A 23093-nucleotide genomic window follows, 5' to 3' on the forward strand; every position below is an offset into this window, starting at 1 on the left:
CGTCGGCGCGGGGTGAGATTGTGGCCTGCGTCACAGCGCAGTGATCAACCCAACGACCTGGCCAGGCGTCATCGTGCCGACCCGGGAGACGCCCGTGGCGGAGAGGACGATGTGCGACGACGGCAACGACGCGCCCTGACAGCCGGCGTACTCGCGACCGCGCTGGTTGCGGCGGGCCTGACCGGCCAACCGGCGAACGCGCAGGAGAGGCCGGCGGCCACCGTCCCCGGCACTTCCGAGGGCTTCACCCTGATCACCGGAGACCGGGTGTCGCTGGACGCGGCGGGTCGCCCACAGATCCAGCGGGGGCCGGGGCGGGCCGCCATGCGGTTCGTCAGCAGCCGGAAGGACGGCCACCAGTACGTCATCCCGGTGGACGCGATGCCGCTGGTGCGGGACGGCCGGCTCGACCGGCGCCTGTTCGACCTCACCACGCTGGCCGAGTTCGGCTACGACGACCGGGCAGCCGAGTTGCCGCTGCTGGTCGCGTACCCCGAGAACATGGCGGCGCGGGCACGGACCGCGACCACCGGGGGTGCCGGGCGGGTGCGGGCCGATCTGCCGGCCGCCCACGCGCTCGCGGTCCGGGCGGACCGGGACGACCGGGTGACACTCTGGACGTCGCTCACCCGCGCTACGGCGTCCGCACGCACCCTCACCGACGGGGTCACCCACATCTGGCTGGACGGCAAGCGCACGGTCTCCCTCGACCACAGCGTGGCGCAGATCGGTGCCCCGGCGGCGTGGCAGGCCGGTTTCGACGGCACCGGTGTCACCGTCGGCGTGCTGGACACCGGGATCGACGCCAGCCACCCCGACTTCGCCGGGCGGCTCGCCGATGTTCGGGACTTCACCGGCGGCGGCGACCCCAGCGACTCGGTCGGCCACGGCACCCACGTGGCGTCGACGATCGTCGGCAGCGGAGCCGCCTCCGGCGGCAGGTACCGCGGGGTCGCGCCGGGGGCGAAGCTGCTCGTCGGCAAGGTCTGCGCCACCACCGAATGCCAGGACTCGGACATCATCACCGGCATGCAGTGGCTCGCGCCGCAGACCCGGGTGGTCAACGTGAGCCTGGGCGGTGACGACGCGCCCGGACTCGACCCGCTGGAGACCGCCGTCCAGGAGTTGAGCCACCGGTACGGCACCCTCTTCGTGGTCGCGGCCGGCAACGAGGGGAAGCCGAAGTCGGTCTCCTCGCCGGCCTCCGCCGACGACGCTCTCGCCGTCGCCGCAGTCGACGCCGACGACCAGCGGGCCTACTTCTCCAGCCGGGGCCCGCGCATCGGCGACAACCACATCAAACCCGAGATCAGCGCGCCGGGCGTCGACATCGTGGCCGCCGCTCCGGGCGGCGACTACGCCCCCATGTCGGGTACGTCGATGGCGACTCCGCACGTCGCCGGCACCGCCGCGATCCTCGTCGGTCAGCACCCGGACTGGACCGGGCCGCAGCTCAAGGCAGCCCTGATGGGCTCGGCCAAGCCGACCGGCGCGGACACCATCTACGAGCAGGGCGCCGGCCGGGTCGACATCGCCCGCGCGGTCGCCCAGCCGGTCACCACCGACGTGGCCGCCATCGACTTTCCGGTGCAGCGTTGGCCGCACGCCGACGACAGCCCGATCACCCAGGTCGTCGGCTACCGCAACACGGGCACCGCGCCGGTCACCCTGACGCTGGCCATCGCGCCGGCCCCGGCCGGCATGCTCACCGTCAGCCCGGCCACGCTGGTGGTGCCCGCCGGTGGCCGCGCCGAGGCGACGATCACGGTGGACACCCGGGTGGACGCCCCGGACGGCGTCTACCAGGGGGCGCTGACGGCGACCGGTGCCGGCGATCTGCGGGTACGCACGCCCTTCGCGCTGAACCGTGAGATCGAGAGCTACGACGTACGGCTTCCCCACACCGGCCGCGACGGCAAGCCGGCCACCGAGTACACCACCGTGGCGGCGAACCTGACCACCGGCGAGTTCTCCACCCTCGCCACGACACCGGGCGGCGGCGTCCTGCGGCTGCCCAAGGGTCGGTACGCGTTGTACAGCACCATCCACGAGGGGAACGTGTCGACCCTGCTCGCACAGCCGGTCCTGGACGTACGTGGCCCGGTCACCGAGGCGGTCGACGCCCGCAGCGCCAAGCCGGTCGCGGTGACCGTGCCGCAGCGCGACGCCGCGCCGATCTCGATCAACGTCAGCGCCAACTGGGACGACGGCCTGCGCTACCCGGGCGTCCAACTCAGCGGCGACTCGGTCGCGGAGGTCTTCTTCGGCCGGCTCGGGCCCGCCGTAGCGGCACCCGAGTTCACCGCCACCCTGGGCGTCGGGCTCGCGCGACCGGGCAGGGACGGCACCTTCCGGAACAGCCCCTACACCTACGACCTGGCGTACGTCGGCAAGGGCGACATGTTCACCGGCCTGACCCGGAAGCTGTCGCCGAAGAACCTGGCCACCGTCCACGCGACCTACCGCAGCCAGTCCACCACGACGACGGCCACCCGGTTCCACCGCGCGTCCGCGCCCGGCGGCTCGGGCCCGATCGGGTCGAACACGCCGATCGACCTGCCGTTCACGGGTACCGAGTACTACAACACCGACGGCGGCATCGTCTGGACGTCCACGTTCGTCGAGGGGGACAACCTCACGACGCAGGATTCGACCTTCACGTCGGGTCGTACGTACCACCAGACCTGGAACGCGGCACCCTTCGGGCCGACCGTGGCGCAGGCGCCGACCCTGTCACCCCTGGGCTACGCGGGCCGCGACGGCGACACCATCTCGATCGCGTCGGTCCCCCTGTTCGGGGACGCGGCCGGTCGCCCGGCGAGCCGCGACGACCTGCCGGTGCGGTTCCGGCTGCTGCGCGACGGTAAGGAGATCGGCACCTCGGACAGCCCGTGGGCCGAGTTCGCGGTGCCCGCCGGGAAGGCCACCTACCGGTTGGAGGCGACCGCCACCCGAGGCGCACCGGACACCCTGTCGACGTCGGTCTCGGTGGCCTGGACCTTCACCTCGGCGCACACGACGTCGCCGCAGCGGTTGCCCCTGACGACGGCTCGCCCGACGCCAGTGCTCGACGACACCAACACGGCCCGGAAGGGTCGGACCATGCCGATGCCGATGGTGCTGGACCGGCAGGCCGGCTCGACGGCCGCGCCCAACCGCACGCTCGGCGTGTCCGCGTCGTTCGATGACGGCAGGACATGGGTGGCGGTGCCGGTGCTCCGGAACGTCGCTCTGATCAGTCATCCGCGCCGGGCCGGGTTCGTCTCGCTGCGACTGACCGCCACCGACACCGCCGGTAACACGGTCACGCAGACGATCCAGCGGGCCTACCGGATCGCCTGACGCGTTGCCTGGCCCGGGGTGGCGGCTGCTGGAGCCGCCGCCCCGGGCAACCGGGCAGCCACGGACGTGGTCCTTGACGCCTCAGGCGGTACGGACGTGCTCGGTGCCTCAGGCGGTGAGGGCACCGTCGATGGCGATGGACGCGCCGCTGATGAAGGTGGCCTCGTCGCTGAGCAGGAACGCGGTGAGCGCGGCGACCTCGTCGGAGGTGCCGGCACGCCCGGTCGGCTGCGCCGACAGGTAACGCTCGGCGACCTCCGGGGCCTGGCTGACCACGTTCTGCCAGAGCGGGGTGTCGATCAGGCCGGTGACCAGGGCGTTGACCCGCACACCGGAGCGCGCCACGTCGAGGGCCGCCGAGCGGGTCAGACCGATGACGCCGTGCTTCGCCGCGTTGTAGGCGGCCTGGGCCCCGTCACCCTTCACGCCGGAGACCGAGGCGTTGTTGACGATCGCGCCACCACCGGCGGCGATGATCGCCGGGAGCTCGTACTTGAGGCCGTAGAAGACGCTGGTCAGGTTGAGGGCGAGCGATTGGTGCCAGTTGTCGCTGTCGGTCTCCCGCACGCTGGCCATCGGGCCACCACCCGCGTTGTTGAACGCGCCGTCCAGTCGCCCGTACTCCGTCACCGCGGCGTCGACGAGCCGCGCCATCTCCTCCTCGACCGTCACGTCGGTGGGCACGAAGAGCGCGCTACCGCCCGCGCTCCTGATCTGCGCGGCGACCTCCTCGCCCCGGTCCTTGTCCCGGGCGCCGATGACGACGCGAGCCCCCTCCGTGGCCGCACGCTGGGCGAACGCCAGGCCCATGCCCTGCGTTCCGCCGGTCACGAGCAGCACCTTTGATTCCAACCGTCCAGACATCCCGTCTCACATCCACTCGACTGGTGAGCCGCCGCGGAACCGCGGGGCTTCGCAAGACGGAACGCTAGTCATTTCTGGAACGTTCGACAAAGTAACAGCCCTCACAAGGGCGGGGCTCTCTCCCGAGGCAGCCCCCTATTGATCCGGGCGTTCTTCGCTATCAGTATCAAAACGCCATAAGAACCGGCCAGCTTCGCGTTGTAACAGCAGGCACATTCTTTGGTGGTCGTTCCATAACGTCGTTAGCGTTGGTGAGTCGAAACGAATCCGCGCACATCACCCTTGAGGAACAGACATGCCCACAGGTCGCACCACCCCGGAGTCCCAGCGGTGGAAGGCCCTGTTGTTCATCTCCATCGCTCAACTGATGGTGGTGCTCGACGGGGCGGTCATGAACATCGCGCTCCCGTCGGCACAACAGGCTCTGCACTTCACCGACGGGAGCAGGCAGTGGGTGGTGACCGCGTACGGTCTGGCCTTCGGTGGTCTGCTGCTGGTCGGCGGCCGGATCGGTGACATGGTCGGGCGCAAGCGCACCTTCCTGACTGCGCTGGCCGGCTTCGCGATCGCGTCAGCCATCGGCGGCCTGGCCGTCAACGCCGCGATGCTGCTGGTCGCACGGTCACTACAGGGTGTCTTCGCGGCCCTGCTCGCGCCAGCCGCGCTCTCGCTGCTCTCGCTGTCCTTCACCCAGCCGAGAGAACGCGCCAAGGCGTTCGGCGTGTTCAGCGCGGTCTCGATCGCTGGCGGCGCTGTCGGCCTGATCGTGGGAGGGCTGCTCACCCAGTACCTGAACTGGCGCTTCGCGATGTTCGTCCTGGTACCGATCGCGGTCATCGGGATCCTTGGCGCCAGCCGCACCATCCACGACGACGGCGAGCGGCATCGCGCCCCCCTCGACCTCCCCGGCGTCCTGCTGGCCAGCTCGGGGCTCGTCGGCCTGGTCTACGGGTTCAGCGTCGCCGAGAGCCACGGATGGTCGGCGAGGGTGACCGTTGGGTCGTTCACCGCCGGGGTGCTGCTGTTGGCGGCCTTCGTGGTGGTGCAGGCGCGGGTCACGTCCCCGCTGCTGCCACTGCGCGTCCTGACCGAACGCAACCGGGCCGCCGCGTACCTCTCGGTCGCCCTTGCCATCGTCAGCATGTTCGGGATGTTCCTCCTGCTCAGCTACTACTTCCAGCAGGTCAAGGGATGGTCGCCGGTGCTGGCCGGGCTGGCGTTCATGCCGATGGCCGTGCCGCAGGCCATCGGGGCCACGCAGATCGGCGCGCGACTCGCGCACCGGATCGCCCCCCGGCCGATCATGGTCGGTGGTTACCTCGTCGCCGCGGTCGGTCTGGTGCTACTCGCCCTGCTCGACGCGGAGAGCGGCTTCCTGGAGATCGCGTTCGCCGAAGCCGTGATCGGCCTCGGCATCGGCACCGCCTTCATGCCCGCGATGAGCATCTCCACCCACGGCGTCGAGCCCAAGGACGCCGGTGTCGCCTCCGCGATGATCAGCTCGTCGCAGCAGGTCGGCGGATCGATCGGCACCGCGCTGCTCAACACCATCGCGACCAGCTCGGCCGCCACCTACCTGCTCTCGCACGGCGGCCCGGCAGCGCAAGCCCAGGTGCGGAACGAGGCGCTGATGCACGGCTACTCGGTCGCGTACTGGGTCGCCGTCGGCTTCGTGGTCGCCGCCGCCATCGTCTCCGCGACCATGGTGAACGCCGGCGCTCCGAAGCACGTCCCGGCCCCGACGGACGCCCTCCGGGACGTCACACCGGCACCCGTGCACTGATGTCGATCGGACGGTGACCGAGGACACGATGCACCGACTCCGCCGAGAGGGTGGAATCAGAGGTGTGCGCGAGAAGGTATCGGCAGGTGACGTGGTGAGGTCCACGGTGCCGACCCGCGATCCGGGCCCGTCCAGCGCTGGCGCGACGCCCACGGCCGCCCACCGGCAGCGCTGGGCGGTGGAGACCATGGCTGTCGCACCCGACGACCAGGTGCTGGAGATCGGGTGCGGTCGGGGAGCGGCCGTTTCCCTGGTCGCCGGTCAGCTCACCACCGGCCGGATCGTCGCCATCGACCCCGCCGCGACGATGGTGCGGCTGGCGACCCAACGGAACACGCGCCACATCGACGCCGGCAGAGCCGAGATTCGGCGGGCCGGGTTCGAGTCGGCAGACCTTCCCCCCGAGCACTTCACCAAGATCTTCGCCGTGAACGTCAGCCTCTTCTGGCTGGGTGACGCAGCGCAGCAGATCGCTCGGATACGCAACCTGCTGGCACCGGGAGGGCGGCTCTACGTCTTCGGCGAGCGACCGACCCTCGCGCACTCCACCGCGAACCTCACCGCGACCGAGGTACTGCTCGAGACACACGGTTTCACCACGACCACATCGCGCACCACTCGCGGTCAGGGCCAGGTGCTGACCTGCGTCACCGGCACGCCGATCCGGTGAGTCCGCGCTGATCGCCGCGTCGACATGAGCCGGGCGGGCTCGGCGTTGCGCCGAGCCCGCCCGTCCAGTGTCAGTCGAGCTTGATCAAACCTGGTCAGCGTTGCAGGGTGAGCAGGCCCGGCCGGTACGGCAGCAGACCGTAGTCGACACCGTTGGAGCTGGGGGAACGGCCCTGGTAGAGCAGTTGCAGGTTGCAGGCGTTGACCGTCATCGTCTGGTCCGCGCTGGTCCGCAGCAACTCACCGTGGCTGATGTCGTTGGTCCAGGTCGCACCACTGTTCGCCTTACCCGCGAACGGGTTGCTCTCACTGGTGGCCTGCGGCGTCCACGACCCACCCAAGCTGGTCGCGGTGAACGACCGGAAGTACCGACCCTGCGACCCGATCGCCTCCACGATCATCAGGTACTTGTTCAGACCCTGCAGCTTGTAGACCTGCACCGCCTCGAACAGGTTGTTCGTCGTGTCACTCATGATCGTCGTGTAGTTCGACCCGAAGCTGCCCGGGAAGTTCCCGATCGGCATGCTCGCCCGGTAAATCTTGCCGTTGTCACCGGCGAAGAACAGATACATGTTCTGGCTGTCACCGATGACCGCCTGATCGATCGGACCCGTACCCGACCCGGTGATGCTCCCACTGAACAACGTCTGCGGCGACGACCACCCGTTCGGGTTCGTCGGATCGCTGGAGGTCCGGTACGAGAACGCCGGCCCACCCCACTGATACGCCAACACCCAGATGTTGCGCGGCGCGAAGTAGAACAACGACGGCGCCACCGTCCCCGAGTTCATCGCGTTCTGACTCGCCGAACCCATCTGCGAATAATTCGAGAACAACCCAAAATTCATCGAACCCCAGCTGGACCCGAAGTCGTGGGTGGTGGCGTAGACGAGCTGCTGACCGTTGTACGGAGCAACCGTGAAGTCCTTCAACGACACCCAACCCGACCGCGGCTGCGCCAACGCACCCGTCGACGACCACCGGTACGTCGAGGGAAGGTCACAGGTGCCGGTCGGCGGCGGCGTGGTGGGGTCGGTCCCACCGCCGACGCGGACGAACTGCCACTGCTGGTTCGCGCCGTTCCAGTCGTCGTACTGCACGATGTTTCCGCCGTCGGCGGTCGAGGCGCCCTGCACCTCCACCACCTTGTTGCTGTTCCGGTTGATCAACCGGATGTAGCCGCTGTCCGAGTCGGCCAACCGGAACTGCTGGTTGCTGCTGTTGTTGTCGGTCCACTGCACGATGCTGGCGCCGTTGGCGGTTGAGAAGCCCGTGACGTCCAGCACCTTGTTGGACAGCCGCGACTTCACGCGGTAGTAGCCGCCACCGGAGTCGACGAACTGCCACTGCTGCTGGTTACCGTTGTTGCGGGCCCACTGCGTGATCCGGGCACCGTCATTCGTGGCCAGGTTGTAGACGTCCAGGGCCTTGCCGCTGTTGCGGTTGATCAACACGTACCACGCGTTCGTGTCGACAGTGGCCGCGGCGGCGGGTGTCGACACCACCGCTACGCCGACGCCGCCGACCATCAACGCCGCCGCGCCGGCGGCGAGGATGCGGGGCAACCACCCACGTCGCCGTCGCGACGGGGGTGCGATCGATGGAGACCTATCTAGGGCAGACATGATCCTCCTCCAGTGACCAAGAGCCGAACGGCCTGCCCGAGGATGGGCGTACCGCGACACGTGGCCGAGCGCAGGCGTCAGCACGTTAGCGTTAACAAGACACCTGCATGCCCAAGCGCACGCCTGATTCGAGATCGACGAGGCAAGGCTTGCCCGGAAAGCCAAGATGTCGTCGTCCTTAGGCATCGACTGTGAGCGATAACATGCCGTTCGTCAAGACGTAATGTGCTGGGAACATCTGCGGCCGTCGAACCCCGGATCTTGAGGCGAAACGCCTCCCACCGACTTCCCGCAGGCATCGCCTCAGACCCCGACGCGGACCACCACCGCACCCTTGAGGAGCGCGCTGCGCGCGCGTTAACATCGATGTTTGCCCATCGACCACGGTGCCGGTGAACTCAGCCCTACACGTCGGCCGGTTGAGGTACGGGCGCGGTGACGACCGGTCGAGCGGGCGCATCCGCAGGCGACCCGGTCGGCCGCGCGACGGCCCCGAGGTCGGGGCCCGCAGCGGCTGGGGCATCCCCGCCGCGCCGGGCCAGCGGCACGGCCACATCCTTCAGCGCCATGGCGGGGCGCTCCACCAGATGCCAGGAGAGCGCCGCGAGGACCAGAGTGCCGGCCGACGCCACCACCAGGTACGTGACGAAGCCGTACCGCACGCCGATGAGCAGGGCGACGACCTGCTGGACCGGAAACGCGTAGATGTAGACCCCGTACGAGTAGTCCCGCTTGCGGCCGACCGAGTGAAACCAACGGGGTAGCCCGACCGCCAGGTACAGCAGCAGGAACGCCAGCAGCGGCACCCCGAGGACATAGAAGCCACCGAACCGTGCGGTCACCGCGACCCCGACCGCGGCGAGAGCCGCCAGCCAGCCGGTCATCGGCACCCGGTGGGCGTACAACTTAGCCACCGCACCGAGGAGGAAGGCGAAGGTCAGGTAGATGACGAGCTGCTTCTCGAAGGTCCCGACGAGCGGGTACGGGCCCAGGACGCCGTGCTTGGCCGGCAGGACGGCGAGCCCGTCACCTCGGACGAAGTCCTCGACGACGACCGCGTACACCCCGAGCAGCAGCAACACCATGGCGGCACGCGCCCGGGCCAGCACCGCGGTCGCCGCCAGGGCAGCGAGCATGAAGTAGCAGACCACCTCGTACCGCAGCGTCCACAACGAGCCGTTCAGCGGGCCGCCACCCTCGATGCCCCGGCCGTAGGGCACGTCCCGCAGAATGCCGGAAATCGTCCACTGGTCCATGGCGAACAGCCAGTTCGCCCGCAGGTACTGCAGTGGGCCCTGCGGGTGCCCCCAGAAGCCGTCCAGGGTGCCGCGCTCGTAGTAGGCGATCGCCGGGGCCATCACCAGCGCGGTCACCAGCAGACACACCCACAGGGCCGGCAGGATGCGCAGGGCCCGGTGCCAGAGGTACCGCACCGGGCTGAAGCGCAGGGCGCTGCTGGTGATGAGGAAGCCGGAGAGCACGAAGAAGCCGTACACCGCGAGCTTGCCGACATCGGCCTGCCGCAGGGTCTCGCTGCTGCCGAGCATCGGCCGACCCAGCGCGAGAGGCCAGCAGTGCGCGACGAGCACCGCGAACGCCAGCACCATCCGCAGCAGCCCGATGCTGTTGGCGCGAGCGTCGAACCGATCTGCCAACGTGGGCAGCCTCCACCCGAACCCGCCCAGCACGGACTGCCCCAACGACTGCCTGCCCATAACCATCCCCGTTTTGGCCCTCAGCTGCTGTCCGGCAGCGCCGAGCCCGTACTGTATGCGGCCCTTCGCTGTTTCGGCAGTAGCCGACGGGTGGATACGGGGGCCGGGCTATCGGCGGCTCCACTGCTGGTTGGTCTGGCCGGTGCAGGTCCAGAGAACGAGCTTCGTGCCGTTACCGGTACCCATGTTGTAGGGGTCCAGGCAGAGACCGGACTGCACCCCGGTGATGGTGCCGTTGGCGTTGACGTTCCACTGCTGGTTCGTTCCGCCGTGGCAGTCGTAGATGGTGACCAGGGTGCCCGGGGAGGTGCCATAGCCGGCGGCGTCGAGGCACTTGTTGCCGTACACGGTCAGCGCCTTGCCGCTCGTGTAGGTCCACCGCTGGTTGGTGCCGCCATGGCAGTCCCACAACTGCAGCTGGAGGCCGTTGGTGGTGGCGGCACCGGGGACGTCGACGCAGCGACCGGAGAGGGCACCAACGATCGCCGTGGTCTGTCCGCCACCGCCGCTGCCCGGGTCGCCGATGGTGCCGGGTACCGACTGCAACGCGCTGTACCAACGGGCGGCCATCTTGTCGTAGCCGCCGGAGGTGGGATGGATGCCGTCGATCAGGTCGGCGGTGGTGAGGGCACTGTGCATGTCGACCAGGTGCACCCGCTTGCCGGCGTTCACCTTGGCCTGCACGATGCCCGGGATCGCCGCGTTGAAGGTGCGGGCGGCCGCCTCCTGGTTGCTGTTGGAGAGCGGGATGATCTGCGCGACGAACACGTCCGCGCTGGGAGCCGTAGCGGTGATCCGGTCGATCAGGGTCGAGAGCCGGTTCGGCGCGGTGCTCACGTTGTAGTTCTGCAGGATGTCGTTGGTGCCGATGTGCAGCAGGACGGTCCGCGGCCGTTGGGTGTTCAGCCAGTTGACGATGTTCGCGTCGATCTGGTCGATGCGCCAGCCGGGATGCCCCTGGTGGTCGTGGTCACCCAGGCTGCCTGGCCCGTTGAACTGCGAGCCGACGAAGTCCACGGTGTACCGCCCGTTGGCGAGGCGCTGCCAGAGCCCGATGCGGTACCCGCCCGGCACCTGGGTGCCCTCGGTGATGGAGTCGCCGAGCGGCATCACCCGTACGCCGCCGTTGGATTCCGCGTTGGCCGGACCGGTCGAGGTCAGCACCCCGGCGAGGACGACACCGAGTACGGCGGTCGCCGCGAGCCATCTTGCCCTGGTTCGCATAGATTTCTCCCCTGCGTGGCAGTGCTGTACGAGGGGTCAGGCCGTCGCGGCACCGCCACATCGGCTTGACGATGCCGTCGCAGCACTGGGACGGTTTGTTAACGCTAACAGCGATTAACGTAAATTCTTGTCGCTGATCTGGCCCGCGTCAAGCGCCAGCAGCGAGCGGCGGCGACTGGCACGGACGAGCGGCAGGGACGACGAGCCGCACCGGCCGCGCCCACTTGGGGGCCCGCAGGCTCCACGCGGTTCCGGCACACGCGACCAGGCATCGCCGCCTGGCGTGATCCACTCCGGTTTCATGAAGTCGGGCCATCCCTCGGGCCAGGACACCCCGACTTCATGAAACACGAGTGGATCAGGGTCGCTGCGCCGCCTTGACGCCGTCGAAAATCAGCGCGGTCGGGACTCCTGGTCGGCGAGCACCGCCAGCTCATCGGCACGTACGGACTCGGCCGTCTTCGTCTCGTCGAGCCAGATGAGGTATCCGAGGGGAGGACCGGAACTTCCCCACAGGGCGCCGGTGATGGTGGCATGGGAACTTTCGTGTGGATTCCGGAGCAGGCGGACCCGCGTGCCCGGGGCGTGTCCGTCGTCGGCGACGATGAGCAGCGCGTCCAGGATCCGGCGGGTCGCGGTCGAGCAGCCGCCGCGCCTCCCGGTCCAGTTCGGCGCACGCCATGTCGAGGGCGGTTTCCTCCCCCATCTCCGCGATCCAGACGAGGTCACCGACGGCCGGCAGCAGCCCCGGTGACTCGGCCGCGACGACGACGTACAGCATGGCCAGGAGTTCCTGACGCCCTTCACCGTGATAGAGCGGGCCGACCCCGGTGCCGTCTCGACCCCGCGTCGGTGGAAAGCGCTCGACGAGATGCTGGGCACGGCCGTCCGGCAGGGTCGCGGCTCGCCGGTTGTCCAGGACCCGCTCGTCGAACGAACGCTGTTCGCGACGTCTGATCATCAGCTCCCGGTGCGAGTCGAAGACGACCGGGTAGATCGTCCGCCCATAGCTGGAAAGTGTCTCGCCCGGTTGCAGCCCGACTGCCTCGAGTTGCCGGGCCGCCACTGAGTACGGGACACCGGCACGGGCCGCCTGAGCTCGAACTGCTCGCTTCCGGGCACGACCCGATCGGGGAGTCCGACGCGGATTCTGCTCATCAGTCATGACGCCTCCGGTGCAGCCCCACGCCCTCCACCGAACAGGCGGCGCAGCCGGCACGCCGAAGCTCATCACGTCTGCGCGGAGTCGGCGACTCTTGGCCCTGTGTGTGCTCAGGCGTGGGCTGTCACACCGAGGCGCGGGCAGGCGCACTGCCCGCGCCCACAATATCGCGATCCGAGCATGGGCCAGAGGTACGTGGTCGGCTACCCGCCGACGACTCAGACAAAAACAGGGAATATGGCCGGTCGGCCATATTCCCTGTTTCAGTGGTGCGCCCGAAGGGACTCGAACCCCTAACCTTCTGATCCGTAGTCAGATGCTCTATCCATTGAGCTACGGGCGCTTGTGCTCAGCCAGTGTACACACCCGGCTTTCGCGCGGAGACTCCGGGATTCGAACCCGGGAGGGGCTTTAAGACCCCAACCGCATTAGCAGTGCGGCGCCATAGACCAGACTAGGCGAAGTCTCCCTTGGTGATCCTCAGACCACCGCGCCCGAGGATACAGGTCGCCACCCACTGGGAGCAAAACGACTTCCGGTGTACGCCCACCAAGGTCCGCCCGCCCCCGTGTCTCCACGCTGTGCGGCGGCGTGATCCGGACTACGCTCCATCGATATGCAGGAGCAGCCACCCAGCGAGTCGACCCGCCGAGAGCCTGCTGAGAGAGCGCGTCGGCGCTCCCCACGGGCGACCTTCCGGCCGCCGACGGTGGCCGAACCGACCGTGACCGAGCCGACCGCAGCCGACGAGCGCCCCGGGACGGTGGAGCCGGCGGCACCGCCGGCGAGCCCGCGTCCTCGCCGGGCCAAGGCGGCCCCGGCGGTGCTCTTCCAGCCCCCGGAGCCGGACCGCCCCCTGCCCCGGCAGCCTCGGCTCGCGCGGACCGAGCCAGCCAATGACGCGAGCGCGGAGCCGACCACGGACGCGAGCGCCCAGGAGCCCGACCAGCCCGGTGGCGATCAAGCAGGTGCAGCGGCAGATGTGGCACCGGCAGCGCCGAAGGCGCGCACCACCCCCGCTCGCAAGGCCGCGTCCCGGAAAGCAGCCGAGACGCCCGCCGAGGTGACACCCACCACACCAGCACCCCGCAAGCGCACCGCGACCCCGGTCAAGGCAGTGAAGACCACCAAGCGGGCCACCACCCCACGCAAGACCACCAGACCGCCCGAGCCTGCCCCCGAACCCGTGGCCGAACAGCAGACACCCGCCGAACAGCAGACACCCGCCGGGCAGCAGCCGGCACCCGCCGAGCAGCAGGCGGCCCCGGCGGAGTCCGCCGCGCGGCAGGCTGAGCTGGCTTTGGGGCGTACCCCGGAAGTGGAGCTGCGGGCGGTCGCCGCGCGCGTGCTCGACCACCCGGGCTTCGCGCCGGAGCTGTTGGCTCTGGCCGCGGTGCGGGCGCTCGGGCCCGGCGCGGCCGGGTGGGCTGCGCGGTTGCGCACCCGGTATCCGGACGCGTCAGCGGACGGCCTGGCCCGGTTGGCGACCCGGCGTTTCGTCCGCTCGGCGGGTGCGGGCGGGGCGACCGCCGCGTTGGCCGGCTTTTTCGCGCCGCTGGCCGAGTTGGCCACGGTGCTGTGGACGCATTCGGACTTGGTGCTGCACCTGGCCGCCGCGTACGGCAAGGATCCGACGCACCCCGATCGGGCCGTCGACCTGCTGGTGCTGACCCAGGTGCACCCGGATCGGGCCAGCGCGGTGGCGGCCCTGGCCGCCGCCGAGTCGACGGGCGACCCGGTCGAGGGGGCGTGGCCACGGGCCGCGGAGGCGGCCTGGCGGTTGGCCGCTCCGCTCACGGCGCAGGCCGGTGGTTGGGTCGCGTTGCGGCTGGTGGCCCGGTTGCTGCCGGGCGCGGCGGTGCTCGCGGCGGCGCTGGGCGACGCGGCGGCGGCCGACCGGCTCGCGGCCCGAGCGGTGTCCGCCTATCGACCCGACCGGCGTTGACCGGTCAGAGCCAGTCGAACCACTCCCGGGGCAGCAGCGCATAGCCGACGAAAGCGAACACGTCGAGCACTGTGTGCGCGATGACCAGCGGCATCACCCGCCGGGTACGCAGGTAGAAGAGGCTGAACACGACGCCCATGATCGCGTTGCCGACGAACGCGCCGAAGCCCTGGTAAAGGTGGTACGAGCCGCGCAGCAGCGCGCTCGCCGCGATGACGGCGGCCAGCCGCCACTGGAGCTGACGCAGCCGGGTGACCAGGTAACCGACCACGATCACCTCCTCCAGCACGGCGTTCTGCACGGCGGCGAGGATCAGCACCGGGACCGCCCACCAGACGTCCGGTAGCGAGGCGGGCACCAGCGTGGCGTTGAGGCCCAGGTGGGCCGCCACCCAGAACAGCGCCAACCCGGGTAGGCCGATCAGCGCCGCCAGGCCGGCCCCGCGCGCCACGTCCTGACCGGGCCGCCGGGCGTCCAGGCCGAGGGTCCGCGCCGGGTCGCCGGGGTCACGGCTGAGCAGGTGTACGGCGAGCAGCACCGGCAGCAGCGCGAACACGATGCCGAGCAGTTGGTACGTGAGGTCCAGCCAGGGGCGGGCCGAAGCCGAGGTGTTCAGCGAGGCGGTCTGCTTGGAGAGCGGACCGTCGGCGGTCAACTTCGCGATGATCGAGACCATCGCGTAGATCGCGGACTGGCCGAGGGAGAGGCCGAGGACCAGCAGCGTCTCGGTGCCCAGCAGTCGGCGGGACACCGGGCGGGTCAGCTCAACGGTCACCGCACCACTCTGCCCGACGCGCCATACCGGTGGCACGGCCGACGGGTCAGCATGAGCCGATCGCACATTCTGTGCGACCAGTCGACACTCTCCGTGGAGATTCTATGGGCGCCCGATCCGTTGCCGTCTGGAGAAGGAGCGTCCGTGGACAACATCGCGCGGTTGCTGAAGGAGAGTTGGACCCTGGTCGAGGACGACCGGGTCCGGCTGAGCGGTCACTTCTACGCTCGGCTGTTCCTGCTCGACCCCGCCCTGCGGCAGCTCTTCCCGGTGCAGATGACCGGCCAGGGCGACCGCCTGCTCGAAGCGATCGTCGCGGCGATCCACACGGTCGACGACCCGGAGAGCTTCGACGAGTTCCTGCGGGCGCTGGGCCGCGACCACCGGAAGTACCACGTCGACGAGGAGCACTACGCGACGATGGGCGTCGCGTTGCTGGACGCGCTGCGCAGCACCGCCGGCGACGGCTGGAACCTGGAGTACGACCAGGCGTGGCGGGAGGCGTACGCGGCGATCGCCGCCCTGATGGTGGCCGGCGCGGCGGCCGACGACGACCCGCCGTTCTGGCACGCCGAGGTGCTGACCCACGAGCGGTACGGCCCGGACACCGCCGTGCTGACCTGCCGGGCGTTGCAGCATCCGCTGCGCTGGCAGGCGGGGCAGTACGTGAGCCTGGAGGTGCCGCGCTACCACCCCCGGGTGTGGCGCAACTACTCGGTGGCGAACGCCCCGAACGACGACAGCGTGCTGGAGTTCCATGTGCGGTCTCCGGGGGCCGGCTGGGTGTCCGGCGCGTTGGTGCGTCGGGTGCGCCCGGGTGACCTGCTCCGGCTGGCGGCACCGATGGGGTCGATGACCCTGGACCGCACCTCGGAACGGGACATCCTCTGCGTAGCCGGCGGCGTCGGGTTGGCGCCGATCAAAGCGCTGGTGGAGGAGTTGGCCACCTTCAACCGCACCCGGTGGGTGCACGTCTTCTACGGGGCTCGGCAGGCGGCCGACCTGTACGGCCTGGCCGGGTTGCAGGAGTTGGTGGCCGTACACCCGTGGTTGTCGGTCACCCCGTCGTGCAGTGAGGACCCGGACTTCGACGGCGAGCAGGGCGACGTCCCGGACGTGGTGGCCCGGTACGGCCCGTGGACGACGCACGACTGTTACGTCTCCGGTGCCGCCCGGATGGTCCGGTCCACCCTGCGGGTCCTCGCCGCGGACGACGTGCCGCCGCCGCACATCCGCTACGACACCTTCGGTGACCTCTAGACGTTCCTCCCCCCATACCGGGGCGCGTGCCCCTGCCCCCTGGGGCACGCGCCCCGGTCCCTCGTTGGTCAGTACCGCCAGGGCCGCCCGGTCTCGCGGTACTCCTCCACCGGCACCAACGGCACCCCGGGTGCCATCCGGTCGACGTAGAGCCGGCCCTCCAGGTGGTCGATCTCGTGCGCGACCAGCCGGGCCATGCCGAACTCGAACGAGGTGATGACCCGGCTGCCGTCCCACTGGGCGTGTTCCACGTCCAGGCGCAGCGGCCGGGGCACCAGCCCTCGGTGGTCGAAGAAGGAGAGGCAGCCCTCGTACTGCTCGTCGGTGTCCGGGTCGGCGTCGACCACCCGGGGGTTGATCAGCACGACCGGCTCCGCGGACCGGTCGGGGGGCCGCACCACCGCCGCCGCGCGGCCGATGCCGAACTGCGGCGCGGCGACGCCCACCCCCTTGCTGAACGGGTGCAGTTCGTCGAGCCGGGCCAGGGCCATGGTGAGCCGGTCGACCACGTCCCGGGCGACCTGTTCCTCGGCGGGCAGGACGAACGGGCGGGCGCGCTGACGGAGCAGGTCGTCGCCGCGCTGCACGATGCCGAGGCCGCGCATCCGGTCGCTGGGTCGCACCCGGGTGCCACCGGGGAGGTTGTCCGGCTCGGTGTCCGGGCGGGCGCGGAAACGCCACTGCATCCGGTAGCGGGCGTTCAACGGTGGGTCGTCGGTCTGCCAGTCGTAGATCGCCCGGTCGCCCTCGTCGTGCCGCTGCGGCGCCGTGCGCAGCGGGCCCTCCTCCGCGCTGAGCGAGGTCTCCACGCCCCAGACCTGCGGGTCGAGCGCCGCAGGCAGGTCCAGGCGTACGGCGAGCTGCCGGGTGGGCAGCCGGACGGCCCGCTGGAACCAGGGGCCCCACTTGTCGTGCCCGACGCTGTACGCGTACTCGATGGTGGCCCGGTCGCCCGGGTAGAGGGGGAAGCGCCGCTCCCCGTTCTCGAAGAGCAGCCAGATCTCCTTGAACGCGTCCCGATCGTGCTTGGCTCGCCAGTGCATCGGCTCCGGGTCGCCGCCGCCGTCGTCCCGGTGGGCCTGAATCTGGAGCTCGGCGAAGGTGAGGGGGTGCTCCCGGTGGTGCCGGTTGGAGCGGCCGGGGTCGTTCGGGTACCGGTCGACGGCGACCCGGACGAGGTACCGGGTGACCGGCTCGGTGCCGGCGTTGTACAGCTCCCGGTGGATGACGCACCGGTAGCCGTCGTCTCCGTAGGTGAGGGTGGCCAGCTCCCGTTCCACGACCAGGCCGGTGCCGGGTGGCAGCCACTGCCCCGGCAGGTACGCCTCGCGGTGCGGCTGGCCCGCCCGGGCGTGCCGTAGGTCGTCGTACTCCCGGAAGCGCTGCCAGATCGCTCCGCTGGCCTCCAGGACGGCCTCCGCGCGGCGGGCGAAGTCCTCGGTCGGACGATGTCGGCGCCCCTCGACGTGGCTGACGTAGGACGGGTCGAACCCCATCAGAACGGCCAGTTGCTTCTTGGACAGCCCGCGCCCGGTCCGTTGTCGGGCAAGCTCGGCCGCGAAGGAGTCGGCAGCCCGTTCGAGGGGTGAGGTCGTCATCAGCTTCCTCGTGGCCGGGGCTATAAGTTTCACGTTCCGTACCCGGTCGCACACGCATGTGGCATGTTTTCGACACACTGCTTGACAATTCACCGATGACCATCGATTGTGCGACGGCGTTTCCCAGCACCGACTCCGGGTAGTACCCGGAGCACTACCCGTCGAATGCGCGGTGACCTGGGCTTCTCGAATGTGACCAAGGCCAGGCTTCCCTTACGCGTCACGGCGTGGTTAGGCTAGCCTTAGCTCAGGACGGCACTGGTTCGTCCGCCGGGGCACACTCCTCGGTCACACAGACGGGGGGCGCTCAGGTGACAGCGGTGATGCCACGGCAGCAGGCCGCCACCGCGCCGCTCGCCCCCATCACCGCAGCGCTCCGGGCCATGTTCGGCACCGACGACCTCCCCGGGCTCGCCCGGGGCCTGCTGGTCGACGACGAGTTCGGCTGGACGCCCGCCACCACCCTGATCGACGGCAGTCGCCTGCCGGAGCTGCTGCGCGGTGCCGCCGTCCGCTGGGGCGGCACCCCGCACGCCTGCGCCGCGCTGGCCTGGAAGTCGTACAGCTACTGGGCCGCGCTGCCGGTCGTGCTCGGCTGGGCGTCCGCCAGGAGGGTGCCGCTGCTCCACCCAACTGACCTGCTGATCCACTTCGAGGACCACCGGCAGCTGCTCACCATGGGCCTGCGCCGGGGCACCACCGTGGCGGTGCTGCCGAACGATCCGCTGGCGCTCGCCGGCCTGCCAGAGGTGCGGGTCGTCGCCGACGAGGCCGAGCTGCTGGCCGCACTGCGCGGGTCACTGCTCGACGCCCACCTGGCGCCGCTCATCACCGCGATCCAGTCCGAGGTTCGGGTAGGCACCCGGACGCTGCTCGGCTCGGTCGCCTCCGGCATCGCGCACGGCATCCTGCGGGCCGCGGACGGTCTGCCCGGATCCACGGTGCAGAGCATCGACACCCTGCTCGGCGCGCTCGACCTGACCGACCTGATCGAGTTGGTGCCCGGGCCGGCCGGTGAGCCGACCGTGCAGCGCCGCACCTGCTGCCTCGCCTTCACCCTGCCCCGGCCGAAGGTCTGCCAGGGCTGCTGCGTCCGCTAGCCGGGCCCGCCCGGCTCAGTCGGTCAACGACCGGACGTCCCACACCCACACGCCGCCGGTGAAGACCGGTTGGATCCCGGTCAGCTCGGTCATGCCCCGGCGCAGCGCCCCCTCGTGCTCGCGTGGCCCGAGGATGACCACCCCGGCCCTCCAGTAGCGCAGGTCGTCGACCGCTCGCACCCGGCTCTGCGGCGTGATCGGCGGCACCGCACCGGTGCGCCGGATGGTGGCGAAGAAGCTGCTGGTGGGGCGGGGAACCGCACCGAACAGCGCGACCTTCGGCGGGTCGGCGCTCGGTCGGGTGTCCGGACCGAGGAAGTAACCGCGGGCCAGCGGCATGTCCAACCGGGTCGCCGCGGACCAGCGCAGCGGCTCCGCGTACGTGCTGTCCGGCAACGGCAGGGCCACCACACTGCGCCCACCCGCCACGTACGGCCGCCAGGCCCCACTGGTCACGAAGGTGGGGATCGGGTCGGGGCGAGCAACCGGCAGGGGAGTGGGGAGGAGCGGCAACAGGGCCATCGTGAGAACCGTGGCGGCGACGAAGCGGACCTGCCCCCGGGCGATCGGGTGCGCGCCGGCCAACTCGCGGGCACGTTCGGCGCCGTAGGCCAGCAGCAGCCCGATGATCGGGGTGATCGCCAGCGCCCAGCGGGTCGGCACCACCGAGTGCAGGATGGGCAGGTTCTCCAGCGCCGCCCACGGGCCCGGCACACCGGTGCCCCGGTTGTCGAAGCGGACCTCCCGACCCAGCGAGAGCACCGCGAAGAGCAACCCGAGCGCGGCCAGCGCGAGCACCACAATCGAGCGGCGCAGCCACCAGACCAGGGCGATCACCAGCACCGTCAGCGCCCAACCGAAGAAGCTGTTCTCCTCGGTCGGGTTCTTGGCCAGGCCCGCGGCGGTGCGCGCGCTCCCGGCGAGCGATTCCCGGGAGTACGCGACGAACGAGGCCAGGTCGCTGGAGTAGCCGCGGATCAGGCGGGACAGCCCGGAGTACGCGTCCGGTCCGAAGAACTGGACGTAGAGGGGGTACGCCAGCAGGAGCCCCGCGACCACGGCGGCGACGGCCAGCCCGGCGAGGAAGGACCGGGCCCGCGCCCGCAGTTCCGGGCGGCCGAGGGCGAGCACAACGACGATCACGCCGAGCCCGATCGCGGTCATCAGCAGGATCTCCAGGTTGAGGAACGCCTGCCAGACGATGACCAGCGCGAGGAGGACCCCGTTGCGCAGCCAGCGGCCGGAATCGCCGAGCCGCAGCGTGCGCCAGATGATCAACGGGACGACGAACTGCGACACGATGTTCGGGTGTCCATTGGCGTGCGACACCATGGCCGGCGCGAACGCGCAGAAGCCGGCGCCCAGCCATGCCGGCCCCCGGCTGCCGATCAGAACCCGGGAGAGCAGGAAATACCAGGCCGTGGCGGTGGCGATCATGCCAGCGGTGAGAAAGACCAGGAATGCTGCGCGCGGTCCAAATAGTAGGGTGATCGGCGTCATTGGCAATGAAATGGATAATACGGACGTATTAGCCATTAAATTCACGCCGTCTGGCACGTTCATCTGATTGGAGTGAAACGGATACGCAAAGTGCGTGACGACTCGTGTACCGTGGGCCATCATCCATTCGAACTGCGACTGATCGGTCTGGTTGTCCCGTACATCGCTGCCCGGGTCCAACCACAGTCGACAGGTGACCCAGAAGCCGAGCACCACGAAGCTCAGCACCGCAACCAGATCGACCCACTTCCCCCTGCGGGAAGGCCGAACGGCACGGGAGACCCCCTCCGTCGACGGCGCGGCGGCCGGCTCGTCGCCGTCGCTGGGCACGTCCGGTTCAGGAGTAGTCATGACAATTCATAGGGTAGTCAGCGTATGGCACCGACGTGACATGTTTCGGGGTACTGCCGTACTATGTGCCGGGTTCGCCGACCGCCGATCACGAACCCCACCCCCCGACCACAATTCGGCCACCCCGATGCCCCGATTCTTTCGCCGTCCCAGCGGATGATTCACTCTGTCGGTCCAGGCACGGGTCGAGTTCATATCGTGAGGAATCGACGCATGGCAGAAATCACTGGGGATCAGCGCGTTCAGTCCGAGGTGCTGGAAGGCCTGGCAACCGCTGTCAACCACCGCCGCTGGTTCATCGAGCTGGCCGTGCCCTACCTCGGCGACGACCCGATCGAGATCGGCAGTGGCCTTGGTGACTACGCGTTGGAATGGTCGGAGCGACTGCCCCGGTTCACCGCCACCGAGGCTGACCCGGACCGGCTGGTGCAGCTCAAGGAGCGCCTCGCCGACCGCCCGAACATCGACGTCCGACAGATGTTGCTGCCCCACAACGACCAGGGCGACTACAGCGCCGCAGTGTCGTACAACGTCCTGGAGCACATCGAGGACCACGTGGGCGCGCTGCGCAGCATGCGCGACCTGGTCCGGCCCGGCGGCAACGTGATCATCATCGTGCCGGCGTTCCAGTTCGCGATGGGCCCGGCCGACATCGCCACCGGGCACGTCCGCCGCTACACGAAGAAGACGCTCAGCGCGGCGATGACTGAAGCCGGCCTGACCGTCGAGAAGATCCACTACGCCAACGCGCTCGGGCTGATCGGCTACTTCATGGCCACCAAGGTCTTCCGGCTGATGCCGAAGGAGGGCCCGATGGTCAAGGTGTACGACACCATCGTCCTGCCCGCCACCAAGGCCGCCGAGCAGCTCGTCCTTCCGCCGTTCGGCCAGTCCGTCTTCGCCGTAGCCCGCGTCCCCGCCTAAATCCGAACCCCAGCGCCGGCCTCGCCCCCGCGCCGTCCCCGGCCCCGCCCCGCCCCCTGCACCGGGTCACCCCCTGTCCCGGGTCGATCATGGAGTTGTGGTGCCCGGTTTGGTGCGTGACAGGTTTTTTGTCACCCACCACAACTCCATGATCGACCAGAGCGGGGGCGAGGTGGGGCGGGCGGGGTTAGCCCTTGATCTGGTAGGTCGGGCGGATCACTGCTCGGGCCAGGGTGTGGAACGTGAGGTTGAAGCCGACGTAGGCCGGGGTGGCGTCGGGGGTCACGTCCAGGCGGTCGACGTCCAGGGCGTGCACGGCGAAGACGTACCGGTGCGGGCGGTCGCCGGCCGGCGGAGCCGCCCCGCCGTAACCCTGCTCGCCGTAGTCGTTGCGAACCGAGAACGCCCCGCCGAGGTCGCTGCCCGCCGCGCCACCGGCACCACTGGGCAACTGGGTGACGCTGGCCGGCACGTTCACGAGCACCCAGTGCCAGAAACCGCTGCCGGTCGGCGCGTCCGGGTCGAAGCAGGTCACCGCGAAGCTCTTCGTCTCGGCGGGGAAATCTGACCAGGTCAGGTGCGGCGAGACGTTGTCACCCCCGGTGCTGCCATGGGCGTGCCGGGCGTCCATCGGCTCGCCGTTCTGCACGTCGTCGCTCGTCAGCGTGAACGAGGGCAGCGTCGGCAGCAGCTCGTACGGGTCCGGGGCGATCGGTCGTTCCAGGGTCATGGGGACGCGTCCTTCCGATGTGCGGAGATACCAGCCCCTTCTTACCCCGCTGTGTCCGTTCCGACGACCAGCACGGTGGTTTTCCGGAGCTACGGTGGAGTTCGGGCAACGTCCTCAGGGGGACATCGTGGCCGGCATCTGGCGGGATTTCGTGGTAGCCGTCCTCACCGCGTTCCGCCGCCGGGACGAGCGAGCCATCGCCGACGAACGCCGACGCGCGGTCGAGCGACTGGCCGAGGAGACGATCCGCCAGGAACGCGGGACCACCGACCCGCCGCAGTGACCAGGCCGCTCAGAGTCGACTCTCAGGAAACCGCGGCATCCGCACAGCGCGAGCACCCCAACATCCTGAAACCTGAGTCGATCAACCCCGGTTGGTGGCGGAGGGTGTGGGATTCGAACCCACGAAGACATCGCTGCCTTACCGGTTTTCAAGACCAGCGCCATCGGCCACTAGGCGAACCCTCCTGGGCCGCCACCCGCAGGCGTACGGCCACGCACAGTCTGCCACGGCTCGCTCCGGGCG

At 69.8% G+C, this 23093-nt stretch carries 16 protein-coding genes and 3 tRNA genes; 8 read left to right on the top strand and 11 right to left on the bottom strand.

Annotated features, from left to right (window positions below; all coding sequences use genetic code 11):
• The first annotated feature begins 111 nt into the window (after positions 1 to 111).
• Positions 112 to 3342 (top strand): S8 family peptidase, encoded by a 3231-nt coding sequence (locus EV382_RS24560; protein ID WP_165435855.1) that lies wholly within the window; start codon positions 112 to 114, stop codon positions 3340 to 3342.
• A 108-nt stretch (positions 3343 to 3450) separates the two neighbouring features.
• On the opposite strand, the gene EV382_RS24565 is transcribed toward EV382_RS24560, so the two are convergent.
• Positions 3451 to 4206, bottom strand: coding sequence for an SDR family NAD(P)-dependent oxidoreductase (locus EV382_RS24565; RefSeq protein ID WP_130405581.1), 756 nt, complete (start codon positions 4204 to 4206; stop codon positions 3451 to 3453).
• Positions 4207 to 4501: 295 nt separating this feature from the next.
• Between EV382_RS24565 and EV382_RS24570 the strand changes: the two genes are divergently transcribed.
• Positions 4502 to 5989, top strand: coding sequence for an MFS transporter (locus EV382_RS24570; protein ID WP_130405583.1), 1488 nt, complete (start codon positions 4502 to 4504; stop codon positions 5987 to 5989).
• Positions 5990 to 6083: 94 nt separating this feature from the next.
• On the top strand, positions 6084 to 6659 hold the full coding sequence (locus EV382_RS24575) for a class I SAM-dependent methyltransferase (RefSeq protein WP_165435856.1): 576 nt from the start codon (positions 6084 to 6086) through the stop codon (positions 6657 to 6659).
• Positions 6660 to 6753: 94 nt separating this feature from the next.
• Here the strand turns inward: EV382_RS24575 and EV382_RS24580 are convergent, their stop codons facing one another.
• The 5 genes from EV382_RS24580 to EV382_RS24600 all read right to left on the bottom strand — a co-directional run bounded on the left by EV382_RS24580 (position 6754) and on the right by EV382_RS24600 (position 12853).
• Positions 6754 to 8283 carry a non-reducing end alpha-L-arabinofuranosidase family hydrolase gene (locus EV382_RS24580; protein WP_130405587.1) on the bottom strand — a complete coding sequence of 510 codons (1530 nt, stop codon included), beginning with the start codon at positions 8281 to 8283 and terminating at the stop codon, positions 6754 to 6756.
• A 404-nt stretch (positions 8284 to 8687) separates the two neighbouring features.
• Complete coding sequence (locus EV382_RS24585) at positions 8688 to 9938, bottom strand: acyltransferase family protein (RefSeq protein WP_165435857.1); 1251 nt, start codon at positions 9936 to 9938, stop codon at positions 8688 to 8690.
• 168 nt (positions 9939 to 10106) lie between these two features.
• Positions 10107 to 11222 (bottom strand): ricin-type beta-trefoil lectin domain protein, encoded by a 1116-nt coding sequence (locus EV382_RS24590; RefSeq protein WP_130405591.1) that lies wholly within the window; start codon positions 11220 to 11222, stop codon positions 10107 to 10109.
• Between the two features lie 1429 nt (positions 11223 to 12651).
• Positions 12652 to 12727: transfer RNA gene (locus EV382_RS24595), tRNA-Arg, on the bottom strand.
• A gap of 35 nt (positions 12728 to 12762) precedes the next feature.
• Positions 12763 to 12853, bottom strand: a tRNA-Ser gene (locus EV382_RS24600).
• Between the two features lie 255 nt (positions 12854 to 13108).
• On the opposite strand from EV382_RS24600, the gene EV382_RS24605 reads away from it, so the two are divergent.
• A complete protein-coding gene (locus EV382_RS24605; protein WP_244236807.1) occupies positions 13109 to 14329 on the top strand; it encodes a hypothetical protein in 1221 nt (406 codons plus the stop codon).
• A gap of 4 nt (positions 14330 to 14333) precedes the next feature.
• Here EV382_RS24605 and EV382_RS24610 read toward each other — a convergent pair whose 3' ends face one another.
• On the bottom strand, positions 14334 to 15104 hold the full coding sequence (locus EV382_RS24610) for a CPBP family intramembrane glutamic endopeptidase (protein WP_130405593.1): 771 nt from the start codon (positions 15102 to 15104) through the stop codon (positions 14334 to 14336).
• Positions 15105 to 15248: 144 nt separating this feature from the next.
• Between EV382_RS24610 and EV382_RS24615 the strand changes: the two genes are divergently transcribed.
• Positions 15249 to 16364, top strand: a complete 1116-nt coding sequence (locus EV382_RS24615; RefSeq protein ID WP_130405595.1) for a globin domain-containing protein — start codon at positions 15249 to 15251, stop codon at positions 16362 to 16364.
• Positions 16365 to 16432: 68 nt separating this feature from the next.
• Here the strand turns inward: EV382_RS24615 and EV382_RS24620 are convergent, their stop codons facing one another.
• Positions 16433 to 17962: a peptide deformylase gene (locus tag EV382_RS24620; protein WP_130405597.1), complete on the bottom strand. Its 1530-nt coding sequence runs from the start codon at positions 17960 to 17962 to the stop codon at positions 16433 to 16435.
• A 323-nt stretch (positions 17963 to 18285) separates the two neighbouring features.
• Here EV382_RS24620 and EV382_RS24625 point away from each other — a divergent pair, with 323 nt between their 5' ends.
• Positions 18286 to 19062 (top strand): ferric iron reductase, encoded by a 777-nt coding sequence (locus EV382_RS24625; RefSeq protein WP_130405599.1) that lies wholly within the window; start codon positions 18286 to 18288, stop codon positions 19060 to 19062.
• A gap of 15 nt (positions 19063 to 19077) precedes the next feature.
• Here the strand turns inward: EV382_RS24625 and EV382_RS24630 are convergent, their stop codons facing one another.
• Complete coding sequence (locus tag EV382_RS24630) at positions 19078 to 20913, bottom strand: DUF6311 domain-containing protein (RefSeq protein WP_130405601.1); 1836 nt, start codon at positions 20911 to 20913, stop codon at positions 19078 to 19080.
• 213 nt (positions 20914 to 21126) lie between these two features.
• On the opposite strand from EV382_RS24630, the gene EV382_RS24635 reads away from it, so the two are divergent.
• Positions 21127 to 21837, top strand: a complete 711-nt coding sequence (locus tag EV382_RS24635; protein WP_130405603.1) for a class I SAM-dependent methyltransferase — start codon at positions 21127 to 21129, stop codon at positions 21835 to 21837.
• Between the two features lie 187 nt (positions 21838 to 22024).
• On the opposite strand, the gene EV382_RS24640 is transcribed toward EV382_RS24635, so the two are convergent.
• The gene (locus EV382_RS24640; RefSeq protein ID WP_130405605.1) at positions 22025 to 22567 is read right to left on the bottom strand and encodes a YbhB/YbcL family Raf kinase inhibitor-like protein; all 543 of its coding nucleotides are present in this window, start codon (positions 22565 to 22567) and stop codon (positions 22025 to 22027) included.
• A gap of 127 nt (positions 22568 to 22694) precedes the next feature.
• On the opposite strand from EV382_RS24640, the gene EV382_RS24645 reads away from it, so the two are divergent.
• The gene (locus EV382_RS24645; RefSeq protein WP_165435858.1) at positions 22695 to 22850 is read left to right on the top strand and encodes a hypothetical protein; all 156 of its coding nucleotides are present in this window, start codon (positions 22695 to 22697) and stop codon (positions 22848 to 22850) included.
• Between the two features lie 95 nt (positions 22851 to 22945).
• Here the strand turns inward: EV382_RS24645 and EV382_RS24650 are convergent.
• Positions 22946 to 23035: transfer RNA gene (locus tag EV382_RS24650), tRNA-Ser, on the bottom strand.
• Between the last annotated feature and the right edge of the window lie 58 nt (positions 23036 to 23093).

Source organism: Micromonospora violae, assembly GCF_004217135.1.
In the GTDB taxonomy this organism is placed as follows: domain Bacteria; phylum Actinomycetota; class Actinomycetes; order Mycobacteriales; family Micromonosporaceae; genus Micromonospora; species Micromonospora violae.

Coding starts and splice junctions, on each gene's coding strand:
- EV382_RS24565 (WP_130405581.1), bottom strand. CDS start 4,206: ATGTCTGGACGGTTGGAATCAAAGGTGCTGCTCGTGACCGGCGGAACG.
- EV382_RS24570 (WP_130405583.1), top strand. CDS start 4,502: ATGCCCACAGGTCGCACCACCCCGGAGTCCCAGCGGTGGAAGGCCCTG.
- EV382_RS24580 (WP_130405587.1), bottom strand. CDS start 8,283: ATGTCTGCCCTAGATAGGTCTCCATCGATCGCACCCCCGTCGCGACGG.
- EV382_RS24590 (WP_130405591.1), bottom strand. CDS start 11,222: ATGCGAACCAGGGCAAGATGGCTCGCGGCGACCGCCGTACTCGGTGTC.
- EV382_RS24620 (WP_130405597.1), bottom strand. CDS start 17,962: ATGACGACCTCACCCCTCGAACGGGCTGCCGACTCCTTCGCGGCCGAG.
- EV382_RS24625 (WP_130405599.1), top strand. CDS start 18,286: ATGCCACGGCAGCAGGCCGCCACCGCGCCGCTCGCCCCCATCACCGCA.
- EV382_RS24630 (WP_130405601.1), bottom strand. CDS start 20,913: ATGACTACTCCTGAACCGGACGTGCCCAGCGACGGCGACGAGCCGGCC.
- EV382_RS24635 (WP_130405603.1), top strand. CDS start 21,127: ATGGCAGAAATCACTGGGGATCAGCGCGTTCAGTCCGAGGTGCTGGAA.
- EV382_RS24640 (WP_130405605.1), bottom strand. CDS start 22,567: ATGACCCTGGAACGACCGATCGCCCCGGACCCGTACGAGCTGCTGCCG.